This is a genomic window from Rhizobium sp. SVR5-9E (genome assembly GCF_056755095.1).
Genome location: NZ_JBNDHS010000001.1, coordinates 162426 through 184962 on the forward strand (window position 1 = coordinate 162426; position 22537 = coordinate 184962).

The 22537-nt window shown below is 61.7% G+C and carries 15 protein-coding genes; 11 read left to right on the top strand and 4 right to left on the bottom strand.

All coding sequences use genetic code 11. The features are described 5' to 3' along the window. Positions 1-260: 260 nt before the first annotated feature. The 6 genes from ACPYOJ_RS00740 (at position 261) to cueR (ending at position 14131) form a co-directional block, all read left to right on the top strand. Positions 261-5729, top strand: coding sequence for an alpha-2-macroglobulin family protein (locus ACPYOJ_RS00740; RefSeq protein ID WP_481414520.1), 5469 nt, complete (start codon positions 261-263; stop codon positions 5727-5729). Next, on the top strand, positions 5729-7810 hold the full coding sequence (pbpC, locus tag ACPYOJ_RS00745; RefSeq protein WP_481414521.1) for a penicillin-binding protein 1C: 2082 nt from the start codon (positions 5729-5731) through the stop codon (positions 7808-7810). Before ACPYOJ_RS00740 ends, pbpC begins: the two co-directional genes overlap by 1 nt. 106 nt (positions 7811-7916) lie before the next feature. Beyond that, positions 7917-8510: a dihydrofolate reductase family protein gene (locus ACPYOJ_RS00750; RefSeq protein WP_481414522.1), complete on the top strand. Its 594-nt coding sequence runs from the start codon at positions 7917-7919 to the stop codon at positions 8508-8510. 116 nt (positions 8511-8626) lie between these two features. Then, entirely contained in the window at positions 8627-11128 is a 2502-nt protein-coding gene (gene treY, locus ACPYOJ_RS00755) for a malto-oligosyltrehalose synthase (RefSeq protein WP_481414523.1), read from the top strand. Between the two features lie 87 nt (positions 11129-11215). Continuing rightward, on the top strand, positions 11216-13723 hold the full coding sequence (locus ACPYOJ_RS00760) for a heavy metal translocating P-type ATPase (protein WP_481414524.1): 2508 nt from the start codon (positions 11216-11218) through the stop codon (positions 13721-13723). A 12-nt stretch (positions 13724-13735) separates the two neighbouring features. Continuing rightward, positions 13736-14131 (top strand): Cu(I)-responsive transcriptional regulator, encoded by a 396-nt coding sequence (gene cueR / locus ACPYOJ_RS00765; RefSeq protein ID WP_481414525.1) that lies wholly within the window; start codon positions 13736-13738, stop codon positions 14129-14131. Here the strand turns inward: cueR and ACPYOJ_RS00770 are convergent. After that, positions 14128-14556: a type II toxin-antitoxin system VapC family toxin gene (locus tag ACPYOJ_RS00770; protein WP_481414526.1), complete on the bottom strand. Its 429-nt coding sequence runs from the start codon at positions 14554-14556 to the stop codon at positions 14128-14130. The two genes, cueR and ACPYOJ_RS00770, sit on opposite strands and share 4 nt — an antisense overlap. Continuing rightward, positions 14556-14795, bottom strand: a complete 240-nt coding sequence (locus ACPYOJ_RS00775) for a type II toxin-antitoxin system VapB family antitoxin (protein ID WP_481414527.1) — start codon at positions 14793-14795, stop codon at positions 14556-14558. Before ACPYOJ_RS00775 ends, ACPYOJ_RS00770 begins: the two co-directional genes overlap by 1 nt. Before the next feature lie 116 nt (positions 14796-14911). On the opposite strand from ACPYOJ_RS00775, the gene ACPYOJ_RS00780 reads away from it, so the two are divergent. Genes ACPYOJ_RS00780 through ACPYOJ_RS00790 form a run of 3 tightly spaced genes read left to right on the top strand, consistent with a single transcriptional unit; the run spans position 14912 to position 16943 of the window. After that, positions 14912-15451 (top strand): sigma-70 family RNA polymerase sigma factor, encoded by a 540-nt coding sequence (locus ACPYOJ_RS00780; RefSeq protein WP_168829882.1) that lies wholly within the window; start codon positions 14912-14914, stop codon positions 15449-15451. After that, the gene (locus tag ACPYOJ_RS00785; RefSeq protein ID WP_481414528.1) at positions 15438-16205 is read left to right on the top strand and encodes an anti-sigma factor family protein; all 768 of its coding nucleotides are present in this window, start codon (positions 15438-15440) and stop codon (positions 16203-16205) included. Before ACPYOJ_RS00780 ends, ACPYOJ_RS00785 begins: the two co-directional genes overlap by 14 nt. A 21-nt stretch (positions 16206-16226) precedes the next feature. After that, positions 16227-16943, top strand: a complete 717-nt coding sequence (locus ACPYOJ_RS00790) for a Bax inhibitor-1/YccA family protein (protein ID WP_481414529.1) — start codon at positions 16227-16229, stop codon at positions 16941-16943. Between the two features lie 119 nt (positions 16944-17062). Here the strand turns inward: ACPYOJ_RS00790 and ACPYOJ_RS00795 are convergent, their stop codons facing one another. Both ACPYOJ_RS00795 and ACPYOJ_RS00800 read right to left on the bottom strand, forming a co-directional pair. After that, positions 17063-18184 carry an RHE_PE00001 family protein gene (locus ACPYOJ_RS00795; protein ID WP_481414530.1) on the bottom strand — a complete coding sequence of 374 codons (1122 nt, stop codon included), beginning with the start codon at positions 18182-18184 and terminating at the stop codon, positions 17063-17065. A gap of 104 nt (positions 18185-18288) precedes the next feature. Next, a complete protein-coding gene (locus ACPYOJ_RS00800; protein ID WP_481414531.1) occupies positions 18289-19635 on the bottom strand; it encodes a formimidoylglutamate deiminase in 1347 nt (448 codons plus the stop codon). A gap of 118 nt (positions 19636-19753) precedes the next feature. Between ACPYOJ_RS00800 and hutI the strand changes: the two genes are divergently transcribed. Together hutI and hutH are read left to right on the top strand one after the other, a co-directional pair. Next, on the top strand, positions 19754-21004 hold the full coding sequence (gene hutI, locus ACPYOJ_RS00805; protein WP_481414532.1) for an imidazolonepropionase: 1251 nt from the start codon (positions 19754-19756) through the stop codon (positions 21002-21004). Next, positions 21001-22536 (top strand): histidine ammonia-lyase, encoded by a 1536-nt coding sequence (gene hutH, locus ACPYOJ_RS00810; protein WP_481414533.1) that lies wholly within the window; start codon positions 21001-21003, stop codon positions 22534-22536. Before hutI ends, hutH begins: the two co-directional genes overlap by 4 nt. Position 22537: the final 1 nt, after the last annotated feature.

Consider the following 22537-nt stretch of genomic DNA (forward strand, 5'->3'; position numbering starts at 1 on the left):
CGGCCGGATTAACGTCGCCGGAACTTGAGTCGATAACGACGTCGAGCGAGAAATGTTCCGTGCCGATACGCTTAATTTTTACGTTAACTATTTGGTAAGGTTGATAAATTCTTAAAGGACCCACAGAGCACTTGTCCGCAAGAGCTGCCGCGAAGGATATTCTTAGCAGCTCTTTATGGCCGGTGCTTGAGGTCGTGTTGACAAGTTTTTGCGCTGGCTGGAGAGTACCACAATCCAGCGCCAGGGATCCGGGGGTAACCATGTCTGCACGCTCGCTCTTTGCAGTCGTCGCAATAGCTGTTTCGGCCATCATGACGAGTGTTCCCGCAATAGCTGCGGAAACGAAGCGCGATATCCAGACGATCAAGGACGCCGATTTCTTCGGCTTCGACCTGAGAACGGAACAGAATGTCTCGCTCGATCAGTGCAAGGCATCGTGCATAGGCGACAAGAGCTGCAAGGCCTTCACCTACAATCCGAAGGTGAAGTGGTGCTTCCTGAAATCCGACTTCAAGACGATGAACGCTTTCCCCGGCGCCATAGCGGGCCGGATCGTCGAAACCGCAGCCGGGCCGCAGGAAGCCGATATCGGCGCAGCCCCTCGCCTCAGCTTCCTTTCCGCCGACCTGATCCAACAGGCACGCGACGTCAAGACCAATCTGGCGCTTAGCGAAGCGCAACAAGGCCAGACCGTCGATAGCCTGACCGCCACGGCGCGGCTCGATCTCACCGGCAACAATCTCGCAAGCGCGATCGAAGCCTTTCACGGAGCGCTGGCGTTGACGCCTGATGACGCCGATCTCTGGCTGGAGACGGCCCGCGCAGCAAATTCCCTTGGCGGCACCGACAGTCAGGCTTTCGGCCAGGCGGTTCTCGATGCGCTGAACGGGTATGAACTGACCCGCACGGCCTCAAAACGCGCCGATGCGCTCGCCGTCCTTGCTGTATCGCTGGAGAAGAGCTCGAACTTCCGCGCGGCCCTCAACGCTTACAAGGCGAGCCTTGCGCTGGCGAACTCCAGGGAAGTGCAGGCCGCCTACCTGAAGCTCAAGTCGGAACAGGGCTTCCGCATCACCGAACACACCGTCGATGCCGACAGCGCAACGCCACGCGCCTGCGTGACCTTCTCGGAATCGCTCGTGAAGACGGTGGACTACACGCCCTTCGTGACGCTGAACGGACAGGCGCCGAAGGCGCTCGAAGCCAAGGACAAGCAGATCTGCGTGGAAGGGCTGGTCCACGGAGAGACCTACAAGATCGCCTTCCGCACCGGCCTGCCCTCATCCGTCGATGAGGTACTGGAAGCAGCTGTCAGCCTCGACATCTATGTCAAGGACCGCAGCCGGATGGTGCGGTTTACCGGCGACAGCTTCGTGCTGCCTTCGACCGCGCGCCGCGGCATTCCACTCGTTTCCGTCAATCTCGATGCCGCAGATCTGAAGCTCTATCGCATCGGCGATCGCGGTATCGCACCGCTTCTCGTGAGCTCGCAGTTCCTGACGCAGCTCGACGGTTACAGCGCGCAGAATATCGAGGAGCAAAGCGGCGAACTCGTCTGGAAGGGTTCGATCGAGATCGCCGACGACCTCAACAAGGATGTCGTGACCAGCTTCCCTGTCGACCAAGCGTTGCCCGAGCGCAAGCCTGGCGTCTACGTATTGATCGCTTCGCCCGCCAACGCGCCTGACAACGAATGGGATTCGAAGGCGACGCAGTGGTTCGTCGTTTCCGATATCGGCGTCACCACCTATGCCGGGACGGATGGGCTCAACGTCTTCACGCGTTCGCTCGCCTCGGCCAAGCCGATCGCCGGCATCGAGCTGCAGTTGCTTGCCAAGAACAACGAAGTCCTCGGCACCGCGAAGACGGATGAAAACGGCCGCGCCACCTTCACAGCCGGCCTGATGCGCGGCACAGCCGCACTGTCGCCTGCGGTGATCACTGCGAAGAACGGCGCATCCGACTACGTCTTCCTCGACATGACGCGCGCCGGCTTCGATCTGTCCGACCGCGGCGTGACGGGCCGCGCATCGCCCGGTGCGATCGATGTCATGACGTGGACCGAGCGCGGAATCTATCGCGCCGGCGAGACGGTGCACGCATCGGCCCTAGCCCGCGATGTCGATGGCAAGGCGATCGAAAACCTGCCGCTGACCTTCATCTTCATGCGCCCGGATGGGGTCGAGGACCGTCGCGTCGTCAAGCAAAACAGCGATCTCGGCGGCTATGTGATCGATCTGCCGATTCCGGAAAACGCCATGCGCGGCACCTGGACGATGAACGTCCATACGGATCCCAAGGGATCGCCGATCGGCACGAAGAGCTTCCTCGTCGACGATTTCGTGCCGGATCACACGGACATGGAGTTGAAGACGGAAGCCAAGGAGATCGGTCCTGACACTCCCGCAACGATCGATATCAACGGCAAATATCTCTATGGCGCCCCGGCCGCGGGGCTGACGCTCGAGGGTGATGTCGTTATCAAGCCGACGCGCGAGAACAAGGCTTTCCCGGGCTACATCTTCGGCCTTGCCGACGAAGAAGCGACAGAGGAAACCCGCCAGCCGATCGACGGCCTGCCCGAGCTTGACGAGAACGGCGAAGCCTCGACCAAGCTCACCGTCGGCGACCTGCCTGCAACCACCCAGCTGCTGAATGCCACGGTCTATATCCGCATGCAGGAAGCGGGCGGCCGGGCGTTGGAGCGCTCGTTAGTGATTCCGGTCAAGAACCAGGGACCGATGATCGGTATCAAGCCGGAATTTTCGGGCGATGCAGCCGAGAACTCAATCGCCAACTTCAACGTGATCGGCGTCTCCGCCGATGGCCAGAAACAGGAGGCGAAGGGGCTTCGCTGGAAATTCTACAATCTCGATCGTGAATACCAGTGGTATCGCGAGGGCACGGCCTGGAAATATGAACCGATCTACAATGCCCGGCAGGTCGCGAACGGCGCGATCGACGCGAGCCTCGACGGCGGCAAGATTTCCGTCCCCGTAGGCTGGGGCCGCTATCGGCTCGAAATTGAAAGCCCTGACGCGGACGGCCCAACCTCCAGCGTCGAGTTCGATGCCGGATGGATGGTGGAGTCCGTCTCGACCGAAACGCCGGATGGCCTGGAGATCGCACTCGACAAGGAGAGCTACAAGATCGGCGAGACGGCGAAGCTGAAGGTTACGTCGCGCTATGGCGGCGAACTCATGGTGACAGCAGGCACGGAAAACCTCGTTGCTGTCAAGAACGCCACGATGGGCGATACCGGCGGCGAGGTCGATATCCCCGTCACCGCTGAATGGGGCGCCGGCGCCTACGTCACCGCCACGCTTTTCCGTCCGGGTGACAGCCAGGACAGCCATATGCCAATGCGCTCGATCGGCGTCAAATGGCTGAAGGTCGATCCGGAGCAGCGAGCGCTGCAGGTGAAGGTCGATGCGCCAGAAAAGATGCTGCCACGGGGCCCGCTGAACATCAGCCTCGCGGTTGCAGGAGCCGGAGCAAATGAGGACGCCTATGTGACGGTCGCCGCCGTTGATGTCGGCATTCTCAATCTGACACGCTACGAGGCGCCCAATCCGGAAGACTGGTATTTCGGTCAGCGCCAGCTCGGCCTCGAAATCCGCGACCTCTACGGCCGCCTCATCGACGGCTCGCTGGGAGCAACCGGCAAGCTGCGCACCGGCGGCGATGGCGGCGCGGTGGCGCTGCAGGGCAGCCCTCCGACGCAGAAGCTCGTCGCCTTCTTCTCGGGTCCGGTAAAGCTCGATGCCGAGGGCAAAGCCAATGTCAGCTTCGACATTCCGCAGTTCAACGGCACGGCCCGCGTCATGGCGGTCGCTTGGTCGAAGGACGGCGTCGGCCACGGCGTCAAGGATGTCATCATCCGCGATCCGGTGGTGGTGACGGCCAGCCTGCCGAAATTCCTGGCACCGGGAGACAAGACGGAGCTGCGGCTCGACATCGCCAATACCGATGCGCCAGCCGGAGACTTCAAGATCGCCGTTACGGGTAATGATGCCGTCGGCATTGAGGAAGCCGCTGCCTCCCGGACGATCCATCTCGATGTGGGCGCCAAGTCCGACCTGACGCTATCCCTGATCGGCAAGCAGCCCGGCAACGGCACCGTTTCGATCAATCTCTCGGATGCCTCAGGCCTGTCGCTGGACCAAACGCTCGATGTACCGGTTCGCCCGTCGTCGCTGCCCGTCACCGAGCGACGGGTGATCGCGCTCAAGCCCGGGGCCAAGCTGACGATCGACAAGGAACTTTTGGCTAACAGCGTTCTGCCAGGCGCCTCGGTCAGCGTGAATGTGACGCGCTCCGCGGCTTTCGACATTCCGGCGCTGCTGATGGCGCTCGACCGCTACCCCTTCGGCTGCGCCGAGCAGACGACGAGCCGGGCGTTGCCGCTTCTTTATCTCAGCGAGCTTTCCAAGCAGAACGGGCTCGAAGGCGATGCGGAAATCGGGAAGCGCGTGCAGGATGCGATCTACCGAGTGCTCTCTTATCAGGCATCCGGCGGCAGCTTCGGTCTTTGGGGACCGGATTCCGGCGACCTGTGGCTCGATTCCTATGTCACTGATTTCCTCACGCGTGCCCGCGAGGAGAAATACGATGTTCCGGACCGCGCGCTGGTCCAGGCGCTTGAGAACCTGCAGAATGCGCTGAGCTACGACGTCAACGTCAAGACGCAGGGCGATGAGATTGCCTATGCGCTCTATGTCCTCGCGCGCAACAGGAAAGCTTCGATCAGCGATCTGCGCTATTACGCCGACACGATGATCAACGACTTCCCGACGCCGCTCGCAAAGGCGCATATCGCTGCAGCCCTTGCGCTCTATGGCGATGCGACGCGTTCCAAGAACATCTTCGTCGACGCCTTGCAGATGACCAATGATTCCATGGTTCATCGCGTCAACCTTTCCCGTACCGACTATGGCTCCATCCTCCGCGACGGAGCCGCGATCCTGGCGCTTGCCGCCGAAAGCCGGCCGGTGCCGCCGGTCATTCCGGAACTGGCAAAGGCCGTTGCCGGGGAATGGGACCGCAGCAAGTGGAAGAGCACGCAGGAAGAGGCCTGGATGCTGCTTGCTGCCCGGGCGATCCAGAGCGGTGACGACGCACTGAGGGTCGACGTCAACGGCGCGCTGCATACCGGCGCTTACATGGCCAAGATGAGCGGCGATGCGCTCATGAGCAATCCGCTGACCTTGACAAGCGCCATGACGGAGCCCGTATCGGCGGTCGTGACGACGGTCGCAGCGCCCACTGTCCCGCTCCCTGCCGGTGGCGACGGCTTTACCATCGAGCGCAGCTACTACACGCTCGATGGCGAACCGGCGAATGTCAGCGAGGCGAAGCAGAATGAGCGCTATGTCGTCGTGCTGCATGTGACGGAAAGCAATGATTGGCCGTCACGCATCATCATGACCGACCTGCTGCCCGCCGGCTTCCAGATCGACAATCAGAGCCTGGTCGACAGCGCCCAGCTCACCAATTTCGACTGGATCGGCGAACAGACGGCGGCGTATACCGAATTCCGCAACGACCGCTTCGTCGCGGCCTTCAACCGGACCTCGGACGACAATCGCGAGATCAATGTCGCCTACGTCGTGCGCGCCGTGACGCCCGGCACCTATGATCACCCGGCGGCAACCGTCGAGGACATGTATCGCCCCGAGCTTTCGGCGCGGACGGCAACCGGCAAGATGGAGGTCATTGCAGCACCATAATGCGGCTCTGGCACAAGCTTTCGATCGGAACTGCTGCCGGTACTATCCTGGCGGGTACAGCTTTGTTTGCGCTCGACGCCGCCGACAGGGCCTATCCGCCACCGCTCGACAAAACGGATGCCGTATCGGTGGAAGTGCTGGATGCCGACGGACAATTGCTTCGCGCCTTTGCGACGCCGGAGGGCCGATGGCGATTGAAAACGACCGTCGCGGACGTCGACCCTCAATTCATTCGGATGCTGGTCGCCTATGAGGACCGGCGGTTCTACGATCATCCCGGCATCGATCCGCTGGCGATCGGGCGCGCGGCGCTGCAGCTCATCACCAACGGCCGCATCGTTTCCGGTGCCTCGACGCTTTCCATGCAGGTTGCGCGGCTGATCGAGCCCCGAGCGGGACGCTCGCTCTCGGCGAAATTCCTGCAGGTCGTACGTGCCATTCAGATCGAGCGACGGCTTTCGAAGGAACAGATCCTTAATCTCTATCTGACGCACGCGCCCTATGGCGGCAATCTGGAAGGGGTGCGCGCCGCAAGCCTTGCCTATTTTGGCAAGGAGCCGAAGCGATTGACAGTAGCTCAGGCTGCCCTCCTCGTTGCCCTGCCGCAGCTTCCCGAAAGGCGAAGGCCAGACCGCAATCTCGCGGCTGCCGAAGCGGCGCGCAAACGCGTGTTGGAGCGTGTCGCGGTGGTCGATGCTATCGGCGACGGCGAGGCCGAACGGGCGGAGGCGACACTGGTGCCCGCAAAGCGCATGCAGCTGCCGGCCCTTGCCGCACACGTTGCCGAAGCGGCCTTGCGCAAGGCGCCGCAGGAACGCGAGCACAAGACCACGCTCAAGAAGCGGGTACAGGAAGGCCTGGAGCTCGCCGCAAAAAATGCGGCCGTGCGGCTTGGCCCGAAGCTCTCGGTCTCCATGGTTATGGCCGATGCGCGAACCGGCGAAATCGTCGGCGAGGTCGGCTCGGCCGATTATTTCGACGCCAGCCGCTCCGGCTGGATCGACATGACCCGTGTCAACCGCTCGCCCGGCTCCACGCTGAAGCCGTTCATCTACGGGCTCGCCTTCGAGCAAGGGCTGGTGAGCCAGGAAACGATCATCGAAGACCGGCCGGCCGATTTCTTCGGCTACCGGCCGCGCAATTTCGACATGAGCTATCAGGGCGACGTGACGGTGCGCGAGGCGTTGCAGCTTTCGCTGAATGTACCGGCCGTGAGGCTTCTCGATGCCGTCAATCCGGCGCGGCTCCTAGTGCGCTTCCGACGCGCCGAGGTCCACCCTGTCCTGCCGCCGAACGAGACGCCCGGTTTGGCGATCGGTCTCGGCGGCGTCGGCATCACGCTGAGGGACCTCGTGCAGCTCTATACGGCGCTCGCCAACAAGGGCGAGCCGGTGCGGATCGGCGATGGCGTGACGGGAAAGCCCGGTAAGATTGAGGGCGAACCACTGCTGGAGCCGGTGGCCGTCTGGAACGTCACCGACATTCTTTCCGGCGTCATTCCGCCCGCGGGCGCCGCGCAGCGCGGCATCGCCTACAAGACGGGCACCAGCTACGGCTACCGCGACGCCTGGTCGGTCGGCTACAACGGGCGCTATGTCCTCGGCGTCTGGGTCGGAAGGCCGGACAATGGCGCAGTGCCGGGATTGACCGGTTACGGCACGGCGGCACCGATCCTGTTCGAGGCTTTTGCGAAGTCGGGCATTGCGACGACACCGCTCTCCCGCCCGCCGTCCGGTGCGATGCGCATCGCCCAGGCCGATCTGCCGGTCAGCCAAAGGCGCTTCTCGCTGAATGCCAGCGGGCTGCTTTCCAATTCCAGCCGCGAGCCGGCGCCACAGATCGTCTATCCACCCGAAGGGGCGCATGTCGACCTCGGAGCAAATAACGGCGACCTTTCGCCCTTGATGCTGAAACTGCAGGGCGGCCGCGCACCGTTCCGGTGGCTTGCGAACGGCAAACCCCTTCCCGATCTTTCGCGCCGCCGCACCAATCAGTGGATGCCTGACGGAGCCGGCTATTCGAAACTCACGGTGATCGATGCGATGGGCCGCGCAGCGAGCGTCGGCATTTTTGTCGACTAGTAACTGCGGGCCCGCCAATCATGTAATTTTTGCGTTTGAAGAATGCGGATTGTCGGCATCGGCTGGTTCAGCACGTCCTTGGGTCGACCAGTGCGAGGAGGAAGCGATGAGAGAGTTGATCCTGACAATGGCCATGTCGCTCGACGGTTTCGTCAGCGGCCCCGACGGCGAAATCGAATGGATATTTTCCGGTGATGAAGAGGCCATCGCCTGGAAGGTGGATAACGCGTGGAATGCCAGCCTGCACATCATGGGCAGCCGCACTTTCAAGGGCATGGCCGCCTTCTGGCCCAACTCGACAAGCGTATTCTCGCCGCCGATGAACCAGATTCCGAAGGCCGTCTTTTCAAAACAAGGGCCGGCGATCCTAACGGCCGCGGCAAGCGCCCAGACGGGGCAATTGCAGCCCGGTGCGGAAAGCTGGGGCGAAGCCTATGTGGCGAGCGGCGATCTGGCCGAGGAAATCGCCAGCCTGAAGGCTGGGGATGGCAAGCCGATTATCGCTCATGGCGGCGCCACCTTTGCACGCAGTCTCATCGCCCATGACCTAGTCGATCAATATATGCTGATGCTGTATCCTGTTGTCCTCGGCAAGGGCCTGCCGATCTTCTCCGATGTCGCCTCGCCAAGGAACCTCAAGCTGGTCAGCTCGAAGGCCTTTCCCAAAGGCTCGGTGGCGCAGATTTACCGGCCGGCGTGAGTTGGCTTGAGAGTGGATGTGTTCAGATGCGGTGGTGTACATAACTAAAAGAAAATAGCGGGAACAAAAGGCCAGTTGTCGTCGTTCCGGGCGGTCTCCTCTAACAGCAGGCGGATATGGCGCTTCCGACTTCGACATATCGCATTCAATTCCGCAACGGCGTGACCTTCGATCGCGCGGTCGAATGCGTGCCCTATCTCAAGGCGCTCGGCATCAGCCATCTTTACGCCTCACCGGTTTTCACCGCGACGACGGGTTCGACGCATGGCTATGACGTGACCGATGCCAACGAGATTGATCCTGCGATCGGCGGGCGCGAGGGCTTCGAGCGGCTGAGCGATGCGTTGAAAGAGGCAGGGCTCGGCCTGATCCTCGATATCGTGCCAAATCATATGGCCGCTTCGACGGAGAATTCATGGTGGCGAAGCGTGCTGCAGCTTGGGCCGGAAAGCCCTTACGCGACGTATTTCGATATAGACTGGAGCGAAAGGCTGACACTGCCGATCCTGGGTAAGCGCTTCGAAGAAGCAGTCTCTGACGGTGAATTGCGGCTGGCGCGTGATGCCGAAAGCGGCGACCTGGCTCTTGCCTATTTCGAGACCCTTCTGCCGCTCAGACCCGGCACTACCGATCTACCTGCAGCAAACCCCGACGATCTGGTGTTGGACGAGCTCTCAAAAGACAAAAAGCTGATTGCCCGCCTCCACGAAGCCCAGCATTGGCAGCTGATATACTGGAAGGACGCCCAGAAACATCTGAGCTACAGGCGCTTCTTCGAGGTGACGGGACTGGTGGGGCTGCGCGTCGAAGACGAGAAGGTTTTCGCAGCAACGCACCGGCTCACTCTTGAACTCCTGCGGTCAGGCCGGGTGCAGGGATTGCGGGTTGATCACGTTGACGGACTGGCAGACCCGAAGCAGTACCTGGCGAGGCTTCGCTCTGCAGCCGGACTGGAAACCTACATCGTCGTCGAGAAGATCCTCGGCCATGACGAGACCTTGCCCGCAAGCTGGCCGGTTGCCGGGACCACGGGCTACGAGTTCATTTCGGCACTCAGCCACCTCTTCATCGATGGTGAAGGTCTGCGGCAGCTTGGCGCCACCTATGCAACGCTCGTGCCCGAAATGTCGGACTGTAGCGCCGACCTTCGCACGACCAAGCGGCTGATGGTGGAGCGGAATTTCGAAGGCGAGACGGCGCGGCTGGTGAGTATCGTGCGCTCCGCCCATCCAGACCTCGACCGGACTGCAATTGCCGCGGCCATCCGGGAGTTGCTGATCGCTTTTCCGGTTTACCGCACATACGGCAGCAACGGCCCGCTCGACGTGCCGGACGCGGTGGTGCTCGACAATGCCGCCTCTATCGCGGCTGAAAAGCTTGCAAACCACGACGCGCTCGATCCGGTCGTGCAGCTTTTGCGAGGGGAGAAGGCCGAAGCAACGGCAGAGGAATTCCGGAGCCGGTTCCAGCAATTGAGCGGGCCCATCATGGCAAAGGCCGTCGAGGATACGCTCTTCTACCGATATGACCGATTGCTTGCCGCAAACGAAGTCGGCGGTGAAGCGGACATGAAGGCCGGTGGCATCGAGACTTTCCATGGCCTGATGCAGGAGCGGGCGCAGGTGCAGCCGCACGGGCTTTCCGCGACGTCGACCCATGACACCAAACGCGGCGAGGATACCCGGGCAAGGCTCTATACCTTGAGCGAAGGAGCGGATGTCTGGGCGCAGGCCGTGGAGCGCTGGCGCGAGATGAACCGCGAGCATCTGATCGAGCTGCCTGGCGGCCTGACGCCGGAGCCGAATATCGAATGGATGCTTTACCAGGCACTCGCCGGCATCTGGCCGGAAGATTTTTCGAATGGGCAGGCAGAAGCACTGACCGGGCGCTTCACCGCTTACGCGGAAAAGGCGATCCGCGAGGCAAAGCTGCATACAAGCTGGGACGAACCGCATGCCGCCTACGAGGCAGCCGTGAAGGCTTATGCGGCGTCATTGCTCGCCTCTACCAACCTCGCCTTTCACGAGGATTTCGCCGACGTGGTGCGGCCATTCATGGAAGCCGGCTATTTGAACAGTCTGTCACAGACGCTGATCAAGCTGACCGCGCCCGGAATACCTGACATCTATCAAGGCGCCGAAATTTTCGATTACAGCCTCGTCGATCCGGATAACCGCAGGTCCGTCAACATGACCGAGTTGTCTGCCAGCCTCTCCGAGGGAGCGCCGGTTGCAAGGCTGACGGTCCCGGCCCTGAAGCAACGGATCGTGGAAATCGGCCTTCATCTTCGCCAGCGGCGGCCGGAGCTGTTTGCGAAAGGTGCCCATGTGCCGCTTGAGGTGTCCGGCAGCCGGAAGGATCATGTCGTCGCCTTTGCGCGGCACTTGAACGGAACCTATGCGATCACCGTCGTACCGCGACTGATGTTCGGCTGGCTCGATCCGGGCGTGCTGTTCGCCGGGCCGGAATTCTGGAACAACACGGCGATCAAGGTGCCTGCCTCTCTTCAAGGCCTCAAGTGCGATCTTCTGACCGGCAGAATGCTCGATCCCGGCGGCGAACTATTGCTCTCGGCGTTGCTCGGCAGCCAACCCGTGGCTCTCATAGAGCCTAATTGACGGCGTTTGGAAATTATTCCCTTGACCTTCCAGTTGCTGGAAGGTTCATAAGCCTATCCACTGCCCCATGGGGCAACGGAGAAGCCTATGAATACGCATGATCACCACCATCCCGGCGCTGGCAGTTGCTGCGCTCACGACCATGCCGGTCCCAGCGAAGCCGTTTTTGCGCGCGATCCCGTCTGCGGCATGATAGTGGATCCGGACGCTGGCAAGCCCAGCCTCGACTACCAGGACCACACCTATCATTTCTGCTGCGACGGCTGCCGGAAGAAATTCGAAGCAAGCCCGCAGGACTATCTGACGGCCACGGACCCTGTCTGCGGCATGTCCGTCGATCGCGGGACAGCACGGCATTTCCTGAAGCATGAAGGCGAGAAGTTCTATTTCTGCTCGGCGGGCTGCAAGGCAAAGTTCGAGGCCGATCCGCAAGCCTATCGCGATGGGAGTCGGCCTGAGCCGAAGCCCATGCCGAAGGGCACCCAATATACCTGCCCGATGCATCCGGAAGTCATCAGCGATCACCCCGGCGACTGCCCGAAATGCGGCATGGCACTGGAGCCGATGGGCATTCCGCCCGAAGACGAAGGCCCGAACCCGGAACTCGTCGATTTTACGCGGCGGCTCTGGATCAGCGCGGCATTGGCCATTCCGCTTCTTCCGCTCGGCATGGGGCCGATGCTCGGGCTGCCGCTGCGCGAAGCGATCGGCGAACCGCTTTCGAGTTGGATCGAGCTTGTGCTCGCAACGCCGGTCGTGCTTTGGGCGGCGCTGCCCTTCTTCCGGCGCACCTTTGCCTCGCTCCGCAACCGCAGCCCGAACATGTGGACGCTGATCGGCCTCGGCGTCGGCACGGCCTATGTCTACAGTGTGGTGGCAACGCTTGCGCCGGGGCTCTTTCCCATGAGTTTTCGGGGACATGGCGAGACAGTGCCCGTCTATTTCGAGGCTGCGGCCGTCATCGTGACGCTGGTCTTCGTCGGCCAGGTGCTGGAACTGAAGGCTCGCGAGCGAACCGGCTCAGCCATCCGGGCACTGCTCGACCTCGCGCCAAAGACGGCGCGCCGCATCAATGCCGATAGCAGCGAGACGGATGTCGACGTGGACGATATCGCCGCGGGCGATCGGCTGCGGGTGCGGCCGGGTGAGCGTGTGCCCGTCGACGGATCGGTCAGCGAAGGGCAATCGACCGTCGATGAATCGATGATTACCGGCGAGCCGATTCCCGTCGAGAAGACCGCGGGTGACCTCGTCACCGGTGGCACGATCAACCGGAACGGCAGTCTCGTGATGACCGCCGAACGGGTCGGCGCGGAGACGACCCTGTCGCGCATCGTCGATATGGTCGCGAAGGCGCAGCGCTCCCGGGCGCCGATTCAAAATGCAGTCGATCGGGTTTCGGCCGTTTTCGTGCCTGCCGTCGTTCTGACGGCGATCGTCGCCTTCGCCGGCTGGGCCGTCTTCGGACCTGAACCGCAAATGGCGCATGGGCTGCTGGCCGCAGTCGCCGTGCTCATCATCGCCTGCCCCTGTGCGCTGGGCCTGGCGACGCCGATGTCGATCATGATCGCAACCGGCCGCGGCGCTCAGGAAGGCGTGCTGATCAAGGACGCCGAAGCGCTGGAGCGCTTTTCCAAGGTCGACACGCTGATCGTCGACAAGACTGGCACGCTGACCGAAGGCAAGCCGCACCTGACGGATGTGGTTCCGGTCGGCGACATGGATGAGCAGCGACTTCTCCTGTTAGCCGCGAGCCTGGAGCGCGGCTCTGAGCATCCGCTGGCCGAGGCGATCGTTTCCGGTGCTGAGGAGCGAGGCCTCAAGCCAATCGATGTCACCGGCTTTGAAGCCGTCACCGGCAAGGGCGTGAAAGGTCATGCAGACAACGCGGCCGTGGCACTCGGCAACGCAGCGATGATGAGCGATCTGGGCATCGATACTGCACCCCTTGCCGGAAAGGCGGGCGCTCTCCGCGACGAAGGCAGGACCGTCATGTTCATCGCAATCGACGGCCGTCTTGCCGGCCTCGTCGCGGTTGCCGATCGCATCAAGCCGACGACCGCGCAGGCGATCCGCGCACTGCACGAGAGCGGGCTGCGTATCATCATGGCGACCGGGGATAGCGAGCGCACCGCAAAAGCCGTTGCAAGAAGCCTGGGCATCGATGAGGTGCGCGCCGACGTGCTGCCGGAAGGCAAGAAGGCGTTGATCGATAAACTGCATGCCAAGGGCGCCGTCGTCGCCATGGCTGGCGACGGTGTCAACGACGCTCCGGCGCTTGCGGCTGCGGATGTCGGGATCGCCATGGGAACGGGTGCCGATGTTGCGATGGAAAGCGCAGGCATTACCTTGGTGAAGGGCGACCTCAACGGGATCGTACGTGCGCGGCGGCTGGCCGAAGCGACAATGCGCAACATCCGGCAGAATCTCGGCTTCGCCTTCGGCTACAACGCCCTCGGCGTCCCGGTCGCGGCGGGGGTCCTCTACCCCATCTTTGGCCTACTGCTTTCGCCGATGATTGCGGCAGCGGCCATGAGCCTGTCGTCGGTTTCGGTGATCGGCAATGCGCTGAGACTGCGATTCGAAAGGCTGTGAAAGGACAGGACCATGAACATCGGTGAAGCATCGGAACGCTCCGGCCTGCCATCGAAGACCATCCGCTATTACGAGGAGATCGGCCTGATCCGCCCCAGCCGGGGCGGAAATGGCTATCGCGACTATGCAGCCTCCGACGTTCACAAGCTGCGCTTCCTCCAGCGCTCCCGCGGCCTCGGCTTCTCCGTCGAGGAATGCCGGCAGCTTCTGGCACTCTACGAGGACAAAAGCCGGGCAAGCGCGGACGTGAAGGACATCGCCCAAGCAAAACTCACCGAGATCGACCAAAAAATCCGTGAGATGATGGAACTCAGGCGAGCGCTAGAGCACCTGGTCCACGCCTGCCATGGCGATGACCGGCCGGATTGTCCGATTTTGGAGGAGTTGTCGGAAGCGAAGCCCGCCTAGAAATCAGGCCCAAGCGTTTTAATATCCGTCAGCGAAAAGCCAACATCTTTTGTGAGTATCGACAGGTTTCGTGACTTTGATACCGCGTAGTGAAAGCAATCGGCAAGATTAAGCGCGCTATTGCGGGTTTCGTCAGGATGGCGGTGACGGCCATGCAGGTCGAAGGCCTTCAAGGCCAAATGGTTGTCTTCCGGCGTCACGGGCAATAGCGAAATTCCGGCTATGCGCGTGAATTCTTCGAGCTGCGCTTGAGCGTCGGCCATCGAAGTACTCTTCTTGCGATATATCGCTACCGTGGCTTCCCACAAAGCTATGACCGATGTGTATAGCGAGCCCGGCGCAGCATCTTCGAGAATTTTCACGAATCGGTCGGACTGAGGCTCTTGCAACAGAATGGCGATCATCGCCGATGCATCGACGAACATCAGTAGCCGCCACTCAATTCATCGAAAAAGGCCTTGTCCAGCACAACATCGCTGTTAGGCAAGGATGCTATTCTAGCCTGAAGGGGTTTAAGGCGGGTGGAAAGTGGCAATGTCTCTTCGAGACGGCGCAGTTCGCCTTCAAGCGCGAGCCGTACCGCTTCCGTTTTGTTTACATGCTTTTTCGCCGCCAGTTCTTCGGCAAGCTGATTGACGCGCTCATTTCTTATGTTTAGCGGCATTCCCCGCGCTCCTGTGTAGACAAACCAATATAGCGTCTACACATTTCCTCGCCAACTGCTAATAAAATTCGATGCCGGGATGGAATAAATCCTGAGCGGCATCCGTATACTCAACCATGGAACGGAAAGAACGCCCATTCGATGTCATTGGACAGCTCGCAGCGCTGAGGCGCTATGCGCGTGCGCTGGTGCGCAATTCGGATGATGCCGAAGACCTTGTGCATGATGCGCTGGTGCGCGCCTTCGAGAAGCGTCAGAGCTTCCGGCGGGGCGGCAACCTGCGGACGTGGCTGCTTTCCATTTTGCACAACGCGCATATCGATCGCGTTCGCCAGAACCGGTCGATCGCGCGCAGGCACGATGAGGCAGTCCTTGAAGCCGAACAGTCGCTGCCTGCCGGACAGGAGCATGCGGTGCGCCTGCAGCAGGTGCGCGATGCATTCTTCAACCTGCCGGAAGAGCAGCGCGAGGCACTCCATCTCGTCGCGATAGAGGATCTTTCCTATCAGGAAGCTGCAGCCTCGCTCGGCATCCCGGTCGGAACGCTGATGTCACGCATTTCCCGCGCCCGGGCGCAGCTTCGCGAGTTCGAAGCAAGTACGCCGCGCGTCTCGTATCTGAAGCTAATCGGAGGGGACGGCAATGAAAGCAGTTGATCCGATCATCGATACAGATCTTGACTCCTATGTGGACGGCGAACTCGACGTGGCGCGCCGCATCCAGGTGGAAACCTATCTTTCCGAGAATCCCGCTATAGCCGCAAAGGTGATGGCCGACCTCAGCCTGAAGGGCGAGTTGCGCCTCGCGCTTGCCGGTGAAAGTGCTTTCGGCCGGATGGAGACCCGCGACGCCGCCCGGCGCCTCGAGCGTGGCCTGTCGCATGGCCGTATTCTACACACTGTGCAGCGGATTGCGGCAGTCGGCGTGCTCGTAACGGTTGGCTGGGTGGCGCATACGTCCTTTGGCGCCTTTACGGCAACCGAGGTTGCAGCCTCCGTTCCAGCGCCAGCCTATGTTGAAGAAGCGGTGCGGGCCTACCACGCGGCCAAGCTTCGCGAGACGCTGCCTTCTCAGTCGGCAGCGAAATACAATGCCGACGACATTCGAGCCGCGACCGCAATCACGATGCCGGAGTTGCCGAAGGACTGGAAGGTTTCCGATGTGCAGATCTTTCCGTCCGCGTTCGGCCCGAGTGTCGAAATGGCGATCCAGGAATCCGATGGGAAGCGTCTTTCGCTTTTCGCCGTCCGGCCAGGCGCGTTTGCCGTTCAGCCGGTCGCCCATCTTGTGCTCGACAATACCAATGCCGCCTACTGGCAGATTGGTGATGTCGCCTATGCGCTGATTGCCGGTGACAAGGACCTTGACCTCGACCGGACCGCCGAAGGTCTCGCCCGTTCGCTCTACTAGTTCAACCCGAGGGAGATCAAAATGAACCCGACCAATTCGCGTTACGGCTACGGTTCTGCCGCAGGCTCGCAGGCTCTCTTCGACGAGGGTCTCCGTCAGCATATGCTGCGCGTGTACAATTACATGGGTCTCGGTCTCGTCATCACCGGGATCGTGGCCTTTATCGTCGGCACCACGCCGGCCCTTTACGTGCCGATCTTCCAGTCGCCGCTGAAGTGGGTGGTCATGCTTGCGCCGCTCGCCTTCGTCTTCTTCTTCTCGTTCCGTATCCAGACGATGTCCGCGAGCGCTGCGCAAATGACCTTCTGGGCATTCTGTGCGGTGATGGGACTGTCGCTGGCGTCGGTGTTCCTCGTCTTCACCGGCACGAGCATCGCGCGCACCTTCTTCATCGCCGCGACCATGTTCGGCGCAACGAGCCTCTATGGCTACGTGACCAAGCGTGATCTTGCCCGCTTCGGCTCGTTCCTCATGATGGGCCTGATCGGCGTCATCATCGCCAGCATCGTCAATATCTTCCTGGGCTCGACCGCGCTGCAGTTCGCCGTCTCGGTGATCGGTATCCTCGTCTTCGTCGGCCTGACCGCCTGGGACACGCAGAACATCAAGGAACAGTATTCGGAAAACCACGATCAGGAATCGAACCAGAAGCTTGCCGTCTTCGGCGCGCTGTCGCTCTACCTGAATTTCGTGAACATCTTCCAGCTCCTGCTCAGCTTTACCGGCGAGCGGGAATAGAGACCGCGCTTCTGGGGGCAATGGAAGCGCAGAACGCCCGGTTTGCAGTCTGTGACAGGATGGCGGCCGGGCGTTCACCCAAGGGACGGCCGGGCTCAATGCCCGGCCGTTTTTCTATTTCAGATGATACCCCAGGCGCGGTAACGGCCGCGTCCCGTGATTTCCCGAATGCCGATTTCGTTCAACAGGTTGAGCGCACCGCGGCTCGTCACCCGCAAGTGCCGGGCGACCATCGCCGAAGATACCATCGGCCGCGAAAGGACGAAGTCGGCGAGCTGCGGCAGGCTGCTGTTCGAGCGACGATCCCTGAAGCGCAATTCCATCTGCGTGCGGGCAAGCGACAGACGATCCATCTCCTTCAGCCCGGCGGCTGCGCTGTCGCTCATAGCCTCTAGATAGGCAAGCAAACGCGTCAGGCGATCGCGCGAACGCCGCCGCTCATGGCGGACGGACTTCAGCCCGGTATAGAAGGAAAAGAGGTGTGAGGCGACCTTACCCCGTGAGCGTAGATAGGCTGAGATCAGGAGGCCGCCCAGCCAATGCTGGCGCCTTAGCGGCTCGGCTCTCTCCCAAGCCTCAAAGAGCACGGCAGCGGCGAGCGTCGGAATGAGTTCATCGGCCAGCAAAATGAGGTTGCGCCAATCTGCCAGCCGCTGCGCCTCGTCCCATTCGTCGTCGCCGAAGAGACCCAGAGGATCGTCGGTCCGCGTGTGTTTGGGTTTTTCATCTGGCTCGGCAGGCTTGCCGAGATGCGTGTCCAGCAGTCGCTGGGAGCGGGCGAGCACAGCATCGATCTCGGCGAGTTCCGCCGACAGTAGCGCCTCGGGTTCGTCCTCCGCCTCTTCAAGCGGCCTGCTTGTGCCCTTGACCTCGGGAGCCCGCGCGACGTCATCAAGGCCGGCGCCGGCAAGCGTGTTCAATCCGGCTGCGCTAAGTGCCCAGCCTGGCTCGGCCGTCCAGATGCGCCGTCTTGCGCGCAGCACGGAATGCGCGATTGTAAGCTCGTGGCTCGGCGTGCGGCTGTCCATATGCGCATCGTGCAGCACCAGGTCTTCCACATGCACAAGCTCCCCCGCAACCCACAGCGCGCCCGCCGCATCGAAAAAGTGGCCGCGTTCGGCAAATCCATCGCCGACCGGCGAACGGGCCGCTCTCTCATCCAGCCGCGCCAGCATGTCCTCCGCCTGGACGACCGCTGGCAGCAAGCTTTTCAGCATGGCATTGTCGATTTCGTAGCGCATTTCGTCATCCGGAAGTCATCTGGACGTTTACTTCCGCTATTTGCGGCGTGATTCGCAATAGAAGCGCTCGGAATTCTGCGAACACTGGCGCGTAGGCGGAAAACCTAAGCGGCCAGCAGTTCGCGCATTGCGGCGAGGAACCGCCGATTGATCGCTTCCCGCTGCCGATGACGACCGGCTAAGACCTGCTTGCGGCCATGCGCCCAGACACAGTCGACAGCGACACTGCCAGCGAAAATCCAGTTATCGAGGATCTGGTCGTTAGCGAGGTGAGGCACGGCGTTACAGTCTAGCGCGACGATATCCGCGTAATTGCCTTCCGCCAGACCCGCCGCAACGCCGAGTGCGGCGCCACCGCCAGCAAGCGCATTGTCGAACAACGAGCGGCCCGTGGAATCGCCGCTTTTTGCGATCACGTTCCGGGAACGAAGCGCCAGGCGCTCGGAATATTCGAGCTGGCGGAGTTCGCTGGGAAGCGAGATCAGCACATTCGAGTCCGACCCAATGCCAAATCGTCCGCCCTCTTCGAGAAAGAGCGGTGCCTGGAAAACGCCATCGCCCAGATTGGCTTCGGTGATCGGGCAAAGGCCGGCAACCGCGCCGCTTTTGGCCATGCGCCTGGTTTCATCCTCGGTCATATGGGTCGCATGGATGAAGCACCAGTTGTGATCAACCGGCGCATGGTCGAGAAGCCACTCGACGGGGCGCTGTCCTGACCAGGCGATGCTGTCCTCAACTTCCTTCACTTGTTCGGCGACGTGGATATGGACAGGTGCGCCTTCTGCAAGCGGCAGGATGCTGGCAAGTTCATCCGGCGTGACGGCACGCAGACTATGCGGGGCGATACCGAGCCTTGCGCCTTCCAGCTTGCCGACAATGTCGCGGGTATTCCCAAGCAGCTTGCCGAAGTTCTCCAGCGAGTTGATGAAGCGCCGCTGCCCTTCGGCGGGTGCTGCGCCGCCGAAGCCGGAATGAGCGTAAAAAACCGGCAGAAGGGTCAGACCGATCCCGGCCGCCTCGCTTGCAGCGCCGATGCGCTCCGCAAGCTCAGCGATGTTGGCATAAGCGGAGCCATCCTTGTCATGATGCAGGTAATGAAATTCGCCCACGCGCGCGAACCCGGCTTCGAGCATTTCCATGTAAAGCTGCGCGGCGACCGCCTCGACATGCTCCGGCGTCATCGCGAGCGCGAACTTGTACATCACCGTCCGCCAGCTCCAGAAGCTGTCATTTGCAGGACCGCGAACTTCGGCAAGACCGGCCATGGCGCGCTGGAAGGCATGGCTGTGCAGGTTGGGCATCGCGGGAACAAGAAGCTGATGGCGCTCGTCACCCGCGTCAGCCTTCACGCCAACTTCGATCCTTCCGATGCAGCCGTCCTCGAGCGTCAGGCGGACGTCGCTTCGCCAACCGTCGGGTAAGAGTGCGGTCGTCGCGTGAAGTGTGGTCATCAGCTTTTCCCCTTCTCCAGCTCTTCCATCTTTCTTTTCCATGGAAGCGCCCAAATTTCTACTTGTCACCCGATTATTATGTATATACATTTTGTGACAAAGGGGAAGGCTAAAGCCGATGACTGGGAACAATCTTTTCGCGCAGGAGCAGAGAACGCGCCTCTGGCGCAATGGCCGCATGGCGACGCTCGATCCGGCCAAGCCAGATTTGGGCATTGTCGAAAAGGGCGCGATCGTTATCGAGAACGGACGCATCAGCTATGCCGGCCCGGAAAGTGAGCTGCCGGTCTCCATCATCGGGCGGGCCGAGATTACCGACCTGGAGGGCCGCTGGGTGACGCCCGGGCTCGTCGATTGCCACACGCACATCGTCCATGGCGGCAACCGCGCTCAAGAATTCGAAATGCGGCTAGAAGGTGCGACCTATGAAGAGATCGCCCGCGCCGGCGGCGGCATCGTCTCCTCGGTCAAGGCGACGAATGCGCTATCCGTCGAGGGCCTCGTGCAAGCCTCGCTCCCCCGCCTCGATACGCTGCTTTCCGAAGGTGTGACGACGATCGAGGTCAAGTCCGGTTACGGTCTCAGTATCGCCGGCGAATTGAAGATGCTCGAGGCTGCCCGGGGGCTCGGCTCTGCGCGTCCAGTGCGCGTCAAGACCAGCTATCTCGGCGCTCATGCGACGCCTCTCGAGTATAAAGGCCGCAATAACGACTACATAACGGACATCGTGCTGCCCGCCCTCGATGAGGCGCATGAAAAAGGCCTTGTCGATGCCGTCGACGGCTTCTGCGAAGGCATCGCTTTCTCCACGGAAGAGATCGGATATGTTTTCGATCGCGCCGAGGCGCTTGGCCTGCCGGTCAAGCTGCACGCCGAGCAACTGTCCAATCTGGGCGGAGCCGAACTTGCCGCCGATTATGGCGCGCTTTCGGCCGATCATCTCGAATATCTCGATGAGACCGGTGTTGCCGCCATAGCAGCCGCCGGAACGGTCGCGGTGCTGCTGCCCGGCGCATTCTACGCCATCAACGAAACGCAGAAGCCGCCCGTCAAGGCGCTGCGTGCTGCCGGCGTTCCGATCGCCATCGCGACGGACTGCAACCCAGGCACCTCGCCCCTCACCTCACTGCTTCTGACGATGAACATGTCGGCAACACTCTTCGGCCTGACGGTCGAGGAATGCATCGCCGGCGCCACCCGCGAAGGCGCCCGCGCCCTCGGCCTCCTTCAGGAAACCGGTACGATCGAGGCCGGAAAGTCCGCCGATCTTGCCATCTGGGATATCGAGAGCCCGGCGGAGCTCGTCTACCGCATCGGCTTCAATCCACTCTTTGCGCGTGTCTTCAAGGGCGAAAGGATCGACCGTTGACCATCATCCTCCATCCCGGCGCCGTTTCGCTGAAACAGCTGGAAACAATCTATTGGACCGGCGAGCCGGCTCGGCTCGATGCCTCCTTCGATGCCGGCATCGAAAAGGCCGCTGCGCGCATCGCCGAGATCGCCGCCGGCAATGCGCCGGTCTACGGCATCAATACCGGCTTCGGTAAGCTTGCCTCCATCAAGATCGACAGCGCCGATGTGGCGACGCTGCAGCGGAACCTGATCCTCTCGCATTGCTGCGGTGTCGGCGCTCCGCTGCCGGAAAATGTCGTACGGCTCATCATGTCGCTGAAGCTCGTTTCGCTCGGACGCGGCGCGTCCGGCGTGCGGCTGGAACTCGTCCGGCTGATCGAAGGAATGCTCGAAAGGGGTGTCATCCCTGTTATCCCGGAAAAGGGCTCCGTCGGCGCTTCGGGGGATCTTGCACCGCTGGCGCATCTCGCGGCGGTAATGATGGGAGAAGCTGAAGCTTTCTATAAAGGCGAGCGCCTTTCCGGCGCTGAGGCTCTGGAACGGGCCGGCTTGCGGCCCGTCATACTCGCTGCAAAGGAAGGCCTCGCGCTGATCAACGGGACGCAGACGTCGACGGCGCTGGCACTTGCCGGTCTCTTCCGTGCGCATCGCGCCGCCCAGACGGCCCTGATCACCGGCGCCATGTCCACTGACGCGGCGATGGGTTCTTCCGCCCCGTTCCATCCCGATATCCATACGCTTCGCGGTCATCGCGGCCAGATCGATACGGCAACGGCACTTCGGACACTCCTCGAAAGCTCCGTCATCCGCGAAAGCCACATCGAGGGCGACGAGCGCGTCCAGGATCCCTATTGCATTCGTTGCCAGCCACAGGTGGACGGCGCCTGCCTCGATCTCCTGCGTTCCGTTGCCCGCACCCTCGAGATCGAAGCTAATGCGGTGACCGACAATCCGTTGGTTCTTTCGGACAACTCCGTCGTTTCAGGCGGCAATTTCCATGCAGAACCGGTTGCCTTCGCCGCCGACCAGATCGCGCTTGCGGTCTGCGAAATCGGTGCGATCTCGCAGCGGCGCATCGCGCTGCTCGTCGATCCGGCTCTCTCCTACGGCCTGCCGGCCTTCCTCGCCAAGAAGCCGGGGCTCAATTCCGGCCTAATGATCGCGGAGGTCACCTCCGCGGCGCTGATGTCGGAAAACAAGCAGATGTCGCATCCGGCATCGATCGATTCGACGCCGACATCGGCAAACCAGGAAGACCATGTCTCCATGGCCTGCCACGGCGCGCGGCGTCTGCTGCAGATGACCGAAAACCTCTTTGGCATCATTGGCATCGAGGCACTGACGGCAGCGCAAGGTGTCGAGCTGCGTGCACCGCTGACGACCAGTCCCGAATTGCAGAAGGCGATCGCCGCGATCCGTGGCGTCGTCCCCACGCTTGAGGTGGACCGCTATATGGCTGATGACCTCGAGGCCATCAGCAAACTTGTCGCGACCGGCGCGCTGAACGCGTCTGTCTCCGAAAATATCCTCCCGTCACTGGAGATCTGAG